Origin of the sequence: Polymorphum gilvum SL003B-26A1 (assembly GCF_000192745.1) — a bacterium.
In the GTDB taxonomy this organism is placed as follows: domain Bacteria; phylum Pseudomonadota; class Alphaproteobacteria; order Rhizobiales; family Stappiaceae; genus Polymorphum; species Polymorphum gilvum.
The window spans coordinates 526,651-538,341 of record NC_015259.1; the positions used below are offsets into that span (position 1 = coordinate 526,651).

An 11,691-nucleotide genomic window follows, 5' to 3' on the forward strand; every position below is an offset into this window, starting at 1 on the left:
TACAAAAACTCCCGCGTCGAGGCTGCCGCCCCGACACCGGCCGCGGCTTCGCCGACCGGCCTGACGGGAGTTTCTTCCACCCAACAGCGCACGCATTCGACCCACTGACGGGGTCTCAAGCGGCAGCCATCTTGCTCTGCGAGGCAACCGGGACAGGGGGCATCTGAGCCATGGCACGGCCAACCCTCGATCCCCAGCGCAGGCGCTCCGAGACCCTCAACGTTCGACTCTCCCCGACCGAGATGTACGACCTTCGCCGAGCCGCCGCCGAGGCCGGCGTGACGCTTGCCGAGTACGCCCGCGCCACCCTGACGGGACGGCGGCCGAAGCCGAAGCCGGTCAAGGACCGGATGATGTCGGCGCTGCTCTACGAGTTGTCCTCCATCGCCACGAACCTCTCCCAGCTTGAGGACGCCACCGGCGAGGCGACCTACGCGCAGTGGGCGCGCTATGTCGGTGGCGAGCTGGTCGAGCGGGTGACAGACCGCCATGACCTGACGCCGCTCATCGAGGAGCACCTGGAGGAGATCAACGGTGCCGGGCACATGGTCAACGCCATGGCGCGGCGCGCCAACATGGGCAAGGAACTGGACGCCGGGGAGGTCGAGGAGACCCTCTCCATCCTCGGCCGCGTCCTGGAGCCGGTCCACAAGGCGGTGAAGCGTCCGGCCAGGGACGGTGGCAAGGAACCCGATCCGGGAGACGGGCGGGATGCGCTTTAAGGTCCCGAAGCGCCAGCCAGAGAGCTTCCGGGCCTCCGCCCTCTATCTTGCAGGCCGGGTGAAGGGGCTCACCCCCGACCGAGTGGAGTTCGTCGAGCGGCGCAACCTGCATACCGACGACCCGCGCTCGGCAGCGGCCGTCATGGACGCGACCGCCCAGCAGTCGGCGCGGTGCAAGCAGCCGGCCTACCATTTCATGATCACCTTCGACCCGAAGGACGCGGCGGCCGGGAAGGTGACGCCGGAGCTGAAGCGGAAGGTGGCCCAGCAGGTCATCGAGCGGATGGGCCTGACGGAGCATCAGCTCCTGGTCTACAGCCACCGCGACACCGACCACCCCCACCTGCATTTTCTGGTGAACCGAGTGCATCCCGAAAAGCACGTCGCCTATGACCGGCACCAGGACGGGCGGCGGCTGACCGGCATCGTGCAGGAGCTGGCGCGGGAGCACGGCCTCAACATCCTGCGCAACCGCGAGTACGAGCGCGATCTCGGCCGCGATGTGGTGGAGGATTTCGGCCCCACGGTCTCCGACGCCGAATATTGGCAGGCGCGGCGGGAGCAGCGCGAGGCGCAGATCCCCTTCGCCAAGGACGACATTGCCGACCTGCGCAGCCGCCTGAAGGACGACTTCATCCGCGCCCGCGATTGGGACGACCTGGCCCAGCGGCTCGCCGACAAGGGCGTCACCCTGGAGCGCAAGGGGCAGGGGCTGATCCTCACCGACGGCGAGCGCTTCGCAAAGCTCTCCGACATGGGCAAGGGCGTGCGCTTCCATGCCCTGGAGGAACGCTTCGCGGAGAGCTTCGACGACCACATGGCGCGGCAGGCCGCGCGCGTGGCGCAGCGGGAGCGGGGCAAGGAGGAGCCGACACCCGACACGTCGGGCATGGCGCCGCGCGATCGGCGGACGGTGGAGGGCATGTTCGCCGAGGAACCCGACCGCGATCCGGCCGAGGCGGCCGTGCGGCGGTTCGACGAGGCCGACATGGACTTCCGCTACTGGGGCCAGATCGAGGCGTCCTATCGGTCGGCCGCCGGTAAGGTGCGCTATGCCGAGCGTCAGCACTCCTTCGCCGAGAAGCAGGTGCCCCGCGACGAGGCATGGCTTGGCAAGCGCGACCGCAGCCTCAACGACATCCTCGGCAAGGTTTACCGCGACGCTGCCAAGGCCCGCGCGGTCTGGGATGACCTGGAGGAAAAGTTCGGCATCCGCGACGCCGAGCGGATGATCGAGAAGGACCCCTTCATCCTCGGTGCGGTGCGCGGCATGCGGCTGGGCGATACGCGGACGGCGGACCGCAAGGAAGCCAGGCGGTACTATCGCTACATCATCGAACGCCGGCGCCGGTGGCGGGACGCCAGAAACCGACTGGAGCACACGCGCTCGGAAATCGAGCAGGCGCGGCGGCGGGTGAAGCAGTCGATACGGGACTACGAGCTGCTACAGCAGATCGCCGGTAGCCCGCAGGTGCTGCGCGACACCATGCTGGAGAAGATCAAGGCGCGTGCGCGGGCGTTGTCGCGCGTGACCGAGAAGGCCATCGAGCGCAGCCGACTGTCGGACGAACGGCGGGAGCAACTCCATCGTGCCTGGCGCTTGGCCAAGGAGCGCAGGCTGGAGCGGGAGCGCAAACGCGAACGGGGACGGGCGTTCGGGCTCGACCTGAGCCTGTTCGATAAGTGAGCATCCTGTCGCGCGGCATCTGCATCGCAGATTCCGAACCGGCCGGCAGGATTGACGACGACAAGAAAAGGGGGAGCAGTGCATGCCCATCAAGAGAAAACGCGCCGCCGCGAATGCGGCGTTTCAGATCAAGGTTCAGATAATCGGCATCGAGCCGGAAATCTGGCGTCGCATCATTGTTCCGGGCACGCTGACGCTGCGGGAACTTCATGCCGTCCTGCAAGGGGCCATGGGCTGGCAGGACTACCACCTGCACATGTTCGAGATCGAGGGAAAGCGCTTCGAGGTGCCGGAGAACGACAAGCTCGGGCCGGAGGACGGATATGCGGACGAGCGGAAGCAAACGCTGGGGGCGATCCTCTCCAAGGGAATGGAGTTCCTCTACGTCTACGATTTCGGCGACAACTGGAAGCACCTTGTCACGGTCGAGGATATTTCCGCGCCCGCCTCCGCGCGCCATCTGGCTCGCTGTGTCGCCGGCGAGCGCGCATGTCCTCCTGAGGATTGCGGAGGCGTCTACCGCTATCCGGAGTTTCTGGATGCGCTGGCCGATACCGACCATCCGGAACACCGGGACATGGTGGATTGGGCGGGCGGCTTTGAGCCGGAGGTGTTCAGCTTGTCGCAGGCGAACGCGCTGATTGGTGCGGTCTGCGCGTTGTACGGAGAGCGGGGCTGGGGGTTCCATCAGCCATGACCCTGTCGGACGTGGCGTGGCCGTCGGCTCACGTCTGCATTGTTCGCGCGATTATTCGTAGGCGAATATCTGCTGAAGAACGCCGGCGACCTCGCGACAACGCGGCTCCGGCAGGCGCCCGAGATGCTTGGCGAGGCGCGCCTTGTCCACTGTCCGTATCTGGTCGAGAACCACCTGTCCCTTCTTCCGCTGGAAGGTGACATCGACGCGGCTCGGATAGTCCCGCCGCACGGAGGTCATGGGAGCGATGATGACCGTCCGGATGTGCCGATTCATCTCGTCCGGCGATATGACCAGACAAGGCCGGGTCTTCTTGATTTCCGACCCCAGCGTGGGGTCGAGGTTTACCAGATATACGTCGTACCGTCGGACATCCGCTACCACTCCCATTCCTCCTTATCCCAGTCATGCTCCATCGTATCGGGGATAAGCAGGGCATCGTCCTTGGCGGCGGCCATCTTCGCGAACGCGCCGTCCCAGCCATCGCGGGTGCGACGGGCAGGCGCTAGCACGACAATGCCGTGCTCGACGCGCATCTCGATCTGCTCGCCGAAGCCGCACTCCTTGATGACCGAGCTTGGAATCCGCACGCCCTTGGAATTGCCGATCGGAACCAGGTTCACTTTCATCGTCATATCCTCCTATGTAATCACAATGTAATTACTAAAAGCGCGCATGTCAATGCTTCGACACGGACTGCCGCGACGACGGCAGTCCGTCCCCCGCCCAGAAGGGGATGCCATTCCGGCGGTCGTGCCAACCAATGGTGAACCCGATATGCGCTTCCCCGTCGTCGGTCACGACGGTCGCCATGCAACGCCGGTAATCGCGGTTGGCGCCGCTACGGACTTCCGTGGCGGCGTAGAGGCCGAGAACGGTTCGGTTGCCCTGAGCTTCGAGAGCCGCTCGCACCTGATCCAAAGTGCGCGCTTCGAGGCAACGGGGCAGTTCCATCGGACTTCCATGCGCGTCGCGGTGCAGGAACACAGCGAGCGGGATGGCCCATACCGTGGCGACGAGTAGGCCGAGGAAGGCATACGCGCCAATATCGTTATTGAACGATTTCATCCTTTCGTCCTTTCGCTATTTCATCATGTCGGCGGATATGAGCGCGCCGGGATCGTCCTCTGCTGCTTCCATCCGCCACGGCGTCCAGCGCCCCTTGAATACACGCTCCTCGAAGTAGCGGAGCTTCTGCGCCAGGATCGGCCGGCAGCCCTGAACGAACAGGAGCTGACAGCTCTCCGGCAGCAGCATGATTTCGGAGGGCGCCAGCAGCGGCCGTCCGATCTCGCTGTGGTGCTCGCTGTAGTTCGACGCCAGCGCTAGGAACGGGAATCGCCCGCTCTTGCCGCCGCTGGAAACCGTCACCGTGCGCTGGCCGAGCATCGCCGAGAGCAGTAGCGCGGTGTCGCTGTCCTGGACGTTGAAGGCTTGCCGCACCGCGCAGTTGGCGATCATCGAGCGCCATTTGCGATAGGTCTTCTGGAGCTGGTCGAGGTCCTGGACGAACAGCCACAGATGCGCGCCATATCCGGCCAGATAGCCAATGCCGTCCTCTATGGGGCGCATCGGCCCGAGGGCGGGCAGCTCATCGAGCAGGAACAGCACCGGATGCCGGGGCACCCGCTTGTTCCGCGTCATGGCGGCCGTGGTGAGACCCACCATCAGGCGCAGGAAGGGCTGGTAGACGGAGACATACTCGGGCGGGATGATGAGGAAGACCGACATGACGCCGTTCTTCAGGTCTTCCAGCCGGAAGGTGGAGCGGCCGGTGATCGCCCCGAGTTGCGGGCTGTCGAACACCTCCGTCCGGGTCTGCGCCGTCGAAATGACGGCCGAGCGCTCCTTGTCCTCTTTCTGCGAGAACCCCTGCGCGATCCGCTGCACGATAGGGTGCTTGGCATCGGCCATGCCGGCGAGTACGCCATCGAAGCCCTCGCGCGACCGCATGAGAAGAACGCGCAGCTCGCGCAGGTTCCGGCGGCCGGGCGGCAGGTCTTGGGCGATATGGAGCAGCAGGCCGGTGACGAGCACCCGCGCCTCGCGCTCCCAGTGGTTCGGCTCGTGGCTTTCGGGCGCGACGATCATTTCGGCGATCAGCCGCGCATCGTCCACATCGTTGACCGTGCCCGTGCGGATGAACTCGACCGGGTTGTAGCAGGCGCTCTCGATTTCCGGATCGAAAGGCGCGAACGCGTGTACCGGCCCGAGCGTGCCGCGATGCCGCCCCGTGATGCGGTAGTTCTCTCCCTTGATGTCTGTCACCACCACCGATCCTTGATGTTCGAGCAGGTTGGGGATGACGACGCCGACGCCCTTGCCTGAGCGGGTTGGTGCAAAGGTCAGCAGGTGGCCTGGCCGGGCGAAGCGGACGAAGCGCCCCCCCTTTTTGCCGAGGATGACGCCGCGAGACCGAAGGCCCGCGTGTCGGATCTCGGTCGGCGTCGCAAACGCGGCCGTGCCGTGCGCATCACTAGGTTGGCGGAAGAGGCGGCTGGCGAAGAAGACGATCGCCACGCCGGCGAATGCCCCTGCCGTGCCAAGCACGAACAGCCGGTCACTTCCGATAGTTAGATTTTCGATGATGGACCAGATAAGTGCTGCAATAAGCAGACAGATTGGCAGCTCTACAAGGACAAGCCTGACGAGCCGCCACAACAGACGTAAATGCCCCATTGTGCGTTCCCTTGGTAATTGACTTTGCCAAAGGCTTATGCGGCATTCAGAAATTACTTTAACTGACGTGTGGAATTCCAAAGGGTTTGGTACAATAATGGAAGTGTTGCCGATCCTGATCGTCGCGTTTCCCGATTGACGACTTTGCCAAAAGAGGGTCGGCAACGCTCCATACCTATTTTTGGATATCGAGCTTAAATATTTCACCTACCCGAACGGGTAGCTTGAAAATTTCAACTTCTGACCCCAAGGCTGCAAATTATAGTATTCAATTCAATGTGATAATTTGCTCCCATCGCAGGACGGTAGCTTTCCTTTTTTCTTCCTCCATAAGACAAAAGAGCTATGGAGGCATCCAGACATAAAATTAGCGGTTCTAGATTTTCTCGATCAGTCGCGCGCGGTAACGGACCTCGCTGCGCTGGAAAAGCTATTCTCAAAGGTGCTGGCTGAGCTTGGCTTTCGGGAGTGGGCCTACCAAGTAATTCGTGCGGAAGCCTTGCCAGATGAGAAGCCGGTGATCCTCACCACCTTTTCTGACGCCTGGCGCGACCATTACATTGACAGCAGCTACCACCTTATTGATCCGGTCATTCTCAAAGGCCCTGAGCGGCTTTTGCCGTTCACATGGAGCAGCATGTCGTTCGGGATCGAGCCGACAGACGAGCAGAAAAGCTTCTTCGCGGAAGCAGAAGAGTTTGGCCTTGGTGAGGGTTTGGGCATCCCGGTGCATGGAGCGTACGGTTCGCTTGCCATGATTTCCATGGTTGCTGAGGAAGAAACCCGTCGCTTGGCCCGCATGCTCCATCACCACGGAGAGGACGTTCATCTCATCTCCCTTATCTTCCACAATCTGGCACGGGAGTTGATGGCGTTAGGTCGATGTGGCCGCAGCCCAATCAGCCTTTCACCACGTGAACGAGAATGCCTGATTTGGCTCGCAAACGGCAAAACGAGATGGGAGATTTCCTTGATACTTGGTATATCCGAAGAAACTGTCAAATATCACTTCAAGAACATACGAGCCAAGTTCGGGACCTATTCACGCCATGAAATTATCATTCAGGCCGTTCGGCTTGGCCTGATCGATCCATGACTTTACTCATCGGTAACTACCCGAGTGGGTAGGGTGTGCGGATCGCGATAATCTGTTTTCCTTTCCTGAGTCAATTTTGGGAAGGAAATTTCTATGCTCACTATCATTTCTGGCGAAAACGCTCACTTACACTGGGATGAACTTGCATCAATGCATCAGCTCCGCCGAACAGTATTCCGGGAGCGGTTAGGCTGGAGCGTTAATGTCGTCAATGGTCTGGAGCTCGATCAGTTCGACCTTCCAGATGCTCATTACCTGGTTCACACAGGCCCAAACGGCCGAATAAATGCTTGCACCCGGCTTCTTCCGACGACAGGGCCTTACCTGCTGGCGGATGTGTTTCCGGAACTGGTCCATGGTGCGCTTCCCCGAGAACAGGAGATCTGGGAGAGTACAAGGTTCTGTGCAGACCAGGCTACCGCACCTACCAACATCGCCGCCATCCTTATGGCCGGAATGCTCGAATTCGGGCTATACGCGGGGCTTCGCGCTTATGTATCGGTTTCCGACATCCGCATGGAGCCCATCATGCGCCGTGCAGGGTGGAACCCGGTCCGACTTGGCGGAACACTGGAAACTGGCACGGATACGGCAGCGGCGGAGTGGCTTGACGTGTCGCCGGAATATCTGGCGCGCGTCCGTAAGCGGGCGGGCGCGACGGGGGCGATCATCTGCAACCTCGGTGAACTGCGCTACGAAAGGGTGGCGGCATGACGCATGATACCGAGTGGCCGGCATCCGAGCCCAATGACAACGCACTTTCGACCGGCATTGAAGCCGAGCGTCTTGCTTGGTGTATCGGGTATCTCGCCGACCAAGCCCGTCGAAGCGGCTTTGACGATACGGCAAAGGCACTAGAGGCTGTGATCGTGCCAATCAAAAACGACCGTTTTTGCAACAATCGAAAAGATATTGATGATATTGTTTAATTCGGTTGCGAATACTTGTTGCAGAATATGGGGACTTTAGGCGCTTGATTTTCGGGTATGCCCGCGTATCGAAGATTGAAGGTCAGGACACGGCTGCTCAGATTGCAGCCCTCAAGGCAGCAGGTGCCGATACTATCTTCGAAGATGCCGCGTCTGGAGGGCGATATAATCGTCCCGCGCTTCAGAAGCTCTTGGAAAGCGTGCAGCCAGGCGATGTCGTCATAGTTTGGAAGCTCGACCGCCTCTCTCGCTCCCTGATGGACCTTCTGCGGATTATGGAGCGACTTGATGCTGCGGCTGCGGGCTTCCGCTCGCTCACAGAGGCAATCGACACCACAACTCCAGCCGGTCGAATGATGATGCAGATGCTAGGCAGCGTCGCAGAATTCGAACGGGAGATGATCCGGGAGCGCACACGTGCTGGCCTTGCCCATGCCCGCGAGCAGGGGCGTCGTCTGGGTCGCCGCCGGGCTCTCACACGCGATCAGCAGCATGCGGTGCATAAACTGCTACGCGAAGGGCAATCCCAAGCAGACATTGCGCGCCTCTTTAATGTCCATCGCTCAACGATTTCGCGTTTTGTCACAATTTCCGTCGAAGCCGCAGTGTTCAAGAAATCTCCGCGTAGCCGATGAGCTCTGCGGAGTAACTGCCGTCACCGCTAGCAGTGCCTTTGTGCTTGAGCTCTCTCTGTAGCGACGGTTCTACGATCTGGCTAAAGATCTCAAGCCTGCGCTCGACTGTCAGTGCCGGCCGTACCGGGGAAAGCTGGAGGAATTGATCGACTTGTCGCTCGATGGCCGGGACCCGCGTGCCGTCAATCCCAACCGCGATCGGTTGGATTGTCGTACGCTTTTCGCCATGGCTGTTTGTCGATTCGACGAGCCACAAAGAAAGCACCGCTTGCCCCGTGCCATTGCCGGATAGCGCTACCCCCAGATTCTCTGGGCTGAGAGAGCGCCAACGACCCAGCTCTTCCTGGACGGCAGGATGATCGAGACCAAGCAGGTCACAAGTTTCAGATGACGTTGCGACCTCTCGACTAAGCGTAAATCGTGTGCGTCGTAAACCGTCTGCCGTGACCAAATCGATGGTTTCGGGATCGACCTTTGCCATACGCAGATGCCTGTCGGCGAGTGCGGCCGACAAGAACTCTACCAGCCGCTCCAGGCCGGTAGAGACGTCCGCGAACGGCTTGTAATCGTCAAGACTAAAGCCTTCGAGGTCCTGAAACAGATCGAAGACGACTTCTCGGGCTTCGCGCGCGTTGGCAAGGGCTGCTTCGAGCTCCACGGCGGTCCGCTTCAGTTCGGGATCGCCGAGGGCTTCCTGATATAGCCGATCGTAATTCAGGCGTTCCGAGAGCTGTCCCAGAATCTGCGAGCGGAGGTCCTCCGCGACGTTGCCCTGATCATCGACCTTTCCGAGCGTTCTCGCGATCTCAGTCAGTTTGTCATCCAGCAGAAGGAAGATGCGGCCTTCAATCGTGTCGGATAGAACCAGATTATAGACCTGAGCAGTATGCGCCTGCCCGTACCGATGAATGCGGCCAATCCGCTGTTCCATGTCCATCGGATTCCAAGGCAGATCGAAGTTGAACAGGATGCGGGCAAATTGCAGGTTAATGCCCTCCCGCCCCGCGGCGGTGCAAACAAGAACTCGCGGCCCGTCCTTCAATTTGAACCGACGTTCGGCAGCTGCTTTCGCCCCGTGATCCCCACCACGCAGGACGACGACGCCCTGTCCTGGGTAGGTCGCCTCGATCTCGCGTGCAAGGAGGTCCACAGTCCCAAGATACGTCGCAAAGATCACGATCTTTTCGTTCGGGTTCTGGCGCCAGAGCGTGCCTAACCCATCGAGGAGCTTCTGTACCTTGGTCTCGCGCTGCAGGGGAAAGACAGACAGCAGGTCAGCAATACGTAGCCGCTCTTCTGGAAGGTGCAGGTCAATCGCAGCCGAGGCGACATCTTCCATATGCGATGAAGCGAACTCCGACCCATAGGGATCAGAGGCCATCTCAAGCGCTTCCTCGTCCAGCTTCTTTGCCAGCCGATACTTCAAATCGGCCATTATCCTGTCGACTTCGCTTCTGCCGATGGGATCCCTGTCGAAGCCCCATTCGGCATGGATCAGCTCCCGTGCTTCATCGAACAAGCGTTCACGGCCCTCGATGTCGAGCTCCTTGTCGCGAAGCAGGGCCTCGTGCAGTGTAAGCATCAACATGCGTCGCTTGAGGGTTCTTCGCACTGCTGCGAAGCTGGAAGCCGCAATCTTCTGAAAAATCGCCATGAGGAAGCCAAGGGCTCGACCTTGGTTCCCCTTCCGCTTGGCGAGATCAAACCCGTCCTCAAGATACTCCCGCAGACGCTCATAGAAGCGCCGTTCCTCGTCCCCCATCAGGAACGACTCAGTATGCACCCACCGCCGTGCAAAAAGGGGATCACCATCCGGACGGCATGCATCGGCTTTTGTCCGCCGGAACATGACCGTGTTCAAGCGGTGCCGGTTTTCAAGCATCTCCTCTGGGCTTCCAAACAGCGTGGGGTTCAGAAGCTGCACGAGCATCCAGAACTGAAAATGATTGCCCTGGTGGGGCGTAGCCGATAGCAGGAGGAGATCACGGGTGTGGCCCTTCAGGGCTTCACCAAGCTTGTAGTTTTCGGTCTTTCTGACCTTTCCACCCGTTCGATACGCGGTCAGATGATGCGCTTCGTCAAAGACGACCAAGTCCCAGGGGGGCGCTTCAAGAAGGCGCTTGATGCGGGCGGGTCGCTTGAGTGTGTCAATGCTGGCAATGAGCCTGTCATGCTTGGCAAAAGCATTTGTTTTACGGTCCGTGATATCCCCTTCAGACCCGAAGACTTCGAAGTCCAGATTGAACACCTCATTCAATTCACGGTGCCAGTTGTTCACAAGGCCAGCAGGCACAACCATCAAGGCCCGGTCGAGTTCGCCCCGGCTCGCGAGCTCGCGCAAGACGAGGGCCGTTTCGATTGTCTTGCCGAGCCCGACTTCATCCGCAATCAGGAACCGGCGGGGTGACGCCGTCGCGATACGATGCGTCAGAACGACTTGATGAGGGAGAAGGTCGATCCGCGCCGATGTCAAAGCCGAGGCGCTCTCCATCACCGGCAGGGCATGGGCCTCGTAGGACAGCCACACCGAACGCGCCCGTTCCGCAGTTCCCTCTACCGAGCGCAGAATACGCTCTGTGCGGGACATCTCCTTCTGTATGCTGGCAAGGGGTACCCGGCGCTCTCCGATGCTGAAAAACGCGCGAAGGTATCCGTCGCGGGGAGCTTCCAGCACCACGCCCGCGCCGAAGTCCAAGTGGGTGATTCTCTCGCCAGGTCCAAAGGCTGTTTGTTCCATCTGCATGCTCAGGTAATTCTCAAATGAAACAGGCCGACTGGCTTCCCGCCTTGGCTCAGGACAATTTCCTGCGGGTACTCACGAGCCTCGCCCCATAGAACCCGTCCGAAATCGATCAGCTCACCCGAAGACGGAGCGGAACAGCGCCACCGAACAGCATCCGTTGCGAGGTCAATCGGCATCCGCCGTTGACCGTTCGGCAGCCAGAAAATCAGCGATGCTTGACCGTCATAAGCATCCTGGAAAGAGAGGATGGCTGATTTGAGTGCTCCTCCCAACCACGCCTCCGCGTCAGTTGGAGTGAGCAGGTCGAGGCAAGCATCGAGGCCCGCCACAACGAGTGTGTCTCCCGCGTTGCTCGGCAGATCGTCCGGCCAGGACTTGGTGGCGCGCATCAGCTGACGCAGGCTGTAAACTTGGTTCGCCTTCGCGACGGTCGAGAAGGCATCCTCGTCCCAAATCCAGCTGATACCCCGCCGCTGCCAGACGCTGTCGAGCACCTGTTTCAT

The 11,691-nt window shown here is 60.7% G+C and carries 13 protein-coding genes; 7 read left to right on the plus strand and 6 right to left on the minus strand.

Annotated features, from left to right (window positions below; all coding sequences use genetic code 11):
- The first annotated feature begins 170 nt into the window (after window positions 1-170).
- The 3 genes from SL003B_RS02570 (at window position 171) to SL003B_RS02580 (ending at window position 3,106) form a co-directional block, all read left to right on the plus strand.
- On the plus strand, window positions 171-722 hold the full coding sequence (locus SL003B_RS02570; RefSeq protein ID WP_242390318.1) for a plasmid mobilization protein: 552 nt from the start codon (window positions 171-173) through the stop codon (window positions 720-722).
- Window positions 712-2,409, plus strand: coding sequence for a relaxase/mobilization nuclease domain-containing protein (locus SL003B_RS02575; RefSeq protein WP_041375331.1), 1,698 nt, complete (start codon window positions 712-714; stop codon window positions 2,407-2,409). The genes SL003B_RS02570 and SL003B_RS02575 overlap by 11 nt, the downstream gene beginning before the upstream one ends.
- 82 nt (window positions 2,410-2,491) lie before the next feature.
- On the plus strand, window positions 2,492-3,106 hold the full coding sequence (locus SL003B_RS02580) for a plasmid pRiA4b ORF-3 family protein (RefSeq protein ID WP_013651266.1): 615 nt from the start codon (window positions 2,492-2,494) through the stop codon (window positions 3,104-3,106).
- 51 nt (window positions 3,107-3,157) lie between these two features.
- On the opposite strand, the gene SL003B_RS02585 is transcribed toward SL003B_RS02580, so the two are convergent.
- Genes SL003B_RS02585 through SL003B_RS02600 form a run of 4 tightly spaced genes read right to left on the minus strand, consistent with a single transcriptional unit; the run spans window position 3,158 to window position 5,785 of the window.
- A complete protein-coding gene (locus SL003B_RS02585) occupies window positions 3,158-3,490 on the minus strand; it encodes a type II toxin-antitoxin system PemK/MazF family toxin (RefSeq protein ID WP_013651267.1) in 333 nt (110 codons plus the stop codon).
- Window positions 3,484-3,735 carry an AbrB/MazE/SpoVT family DNA-binding domain-containing protein gene (locus SL003B_RS02590; protein WP_013651268.1) on the minus strand — a complete coding sequence of 84 codons (252 nt, stop codon included), beginning with the start codon at window positions 3,733-3,735 and terminating at the stop codon, window positions 3,484-3,486. Before SL003B_RS02590 ends, SL003B_RS02585 begins: the two co-directional genes overlap by 7 nt.
- 49 nt (window positions 3,736-3,784) lie before the next feature.
- Window positions 3,785-4,174: a hypothetical protein gene (locus tag SL003B_RS02595; RefSeq protein WP_013651269.1), complete on the minus strand. Its 390-nt coding sequence runs from the start codon at window positions 4,172-4,174 to the stop codon at window positions 3,785-3,787.
- Window positions 4,175-4,189: 15 nt separating this feature from the next.
- On the minus strand, window positions 4,190-5,785 hold the full coding sequence (locus SL003B_RS02600; protein WP_083812031.1) for a type IV secretory system conjugative DNA transfer family protein: 1,596 nt from the start codon (window positions 5,783-5,785) through the stop codon (window positions 4,190-4,192).
- Between the two features lie 286 nt (window positions 5,786-6,071).
- Here SL003B_RS02600 and SL003B_RS22210 point away from each other — a divergent pair, with 286 nt between their 5' ends.
- The 4 genes from SL003B_RS22210 to SL003B_RS22610 all read left to right on the plus strand — a co-directional run bounded on the left by SL003B_RS22210 (window position 6,072) and on the right by SL003B_RS22610 (window position 8,445).
- Window positions 6,072-6,881 (plus strand): helix-turn-helix transcriptional regulator, encoded by an 810-nt coding sequence (locus tag SL003B_RS22210; protein WP_242390319.1) that lies wholly within the window; start codon window positions 6,072-6,074, stop codon window positions 6,879-6,881.
- Between the two features lie 93 nt (window positions 6,882-6,974).
- Window positions 6,975-7,595 (plus strand): acyl-homoserine-lactone synthase, encoded by a 621-nt coding sequence (locus tag SL003B_RS22605; RefSeq protein ID WP_242390320.1) that lies wholly within the window; start codon window positions 6,975-6,977, stop codon window positions 7,593-7,595.
- The gene (locus SL003B_RS23205; RefSeq protein ID WP_013651272.1) at window positions 7,592-7,810 is read left to right on the plus strand and encodes a hypothetical protein; all 219 of its coding nucleotides are present in this window, start codon (window positions 7,592-7,594) and stop codon (window positions 7,808-7,810) included. Before SL003B_RS22605 ends, SL003B_RS23205 begins: the two co-directional genes overlap by 4 nt.
- A gap of 44 nt (window positions 7,811-7,854) precedes the next feature.
- Window positions 7,855-8,445, plus strand: a complete 591-nt coding sequence (locus SL003B_RS22610; protein WP_041375772.1) for a recombinase family protein — start codon at window positions 7,855-7,857, stop codon at window positions 8,443-8,445.
- Here SL003B_RS22610 and SL003B_RS02615 read toward each other — a convergent pair.
- Both SL003B_RS02615 and SL003B_RS02620 read right to left on the minus strand, forming a co-directional pair.
- Window positions 8,420-11,188, minus strand: a complete 2,769-nt coding sequence (locus SL003B_RS02615) for a DEAD/DEAH box helicase (RefSeq protein ID WP_013651273.1) — start codon at window positions 11,186-11,188, stop codon at window positions 8,420-8,422. The two genes, SL003B_RS22610 and SL003B_RS02615, sit on opposite strands and share 26 nt — an antisense overlap.
- 2 nt (window positions 11,189-11,190) lie before the next feature.
- Entirely contained in the window at window positions 11,191-11,691 is a 501-nt protein-coding gene (locus SL003B_RS02620) for a hypothetical protein (RefSeq protein WP_041375333.1), read from the minus strand.

What these genes read in the sequence shown, in the direction of transcription:
- SL003B_RS02595 (WP_013651269.1), bottom strand. Translation starts at nt 4,174, where the DNA reads ATGAAATCGTTCAATAACGATATTGGCGCGTATGCCTTCCTCGGCCTA.
- SL003B_RS02600 (WP_083812031.1), bottom strand. Translation starts at nt 5,785, where the DNA reads ATGGGGCATTTACGTCTGTTGTGGCGGCTCGTCAGGCTTGTCCTTGTA.
- SL003B_RS02570 (WP_242390318.1), top strand. Translation starts at nt 171, where the DNA reads ATGGCACGGCCAACCCTCGATCCCCAGCGCAGGCGCTCCGAGACCCTC.
- SL003B_RS02580 (WP_013651266.1), top strand. Translation starts at nt 2,492, where the DNA reads ATGCCCATCAAGAGAAAACGCGCCGCCGCGAATGCGGCGTTTCAGATC.
- SL003B_RS02590 (WP_013651268.1), bottom strand. Translation starts at nt 3,735, where the DNA reads ATGAAAGTGAACCTGGTTCCGATCGGCAATTCCAAGGGCGTGCGGATT.
- SL003B_RS23205 (WP_013651272.1), top strand. Translation starts at nt 7,592, where the DNA reads ATGACGCATGATACCGAGTGGCCGGCATCCGAGCCCAATGACAACGCA.
- SL003B_RS02620 (WP_041375333.1), bottom strand. Translation starts at nt 11,691, where the DNA reads ATGAAACAGGTGCTCGACAGCGTCTGGCAGCGGCGGGGTATCAGCTGG.
- SL003B_RS02615 (WP_013651273.1), bottom strand. Translation starts at nt 11,188, where the DNA reads ATGCAGATGGAACAAACAGCCTTTGGACCTGGCGAGAGAATCACCCAC.
- SL003B_RS02575 (WP_041375331.1), top strand. Translation starts at nt 712, where the DNA reads ATGCGCTTTAAGGTCCCGAAGCGCCAGCCAGAGAGCTTCCGGGCCTCC.
- SL003B_RS22605 (WP_242390320.1), top strand. Translation starts at nt 6,975, where the DNA reads ATGCTCACTATCATTTCTGGCGAAAACGCTCACTTACACTGGGATGAA.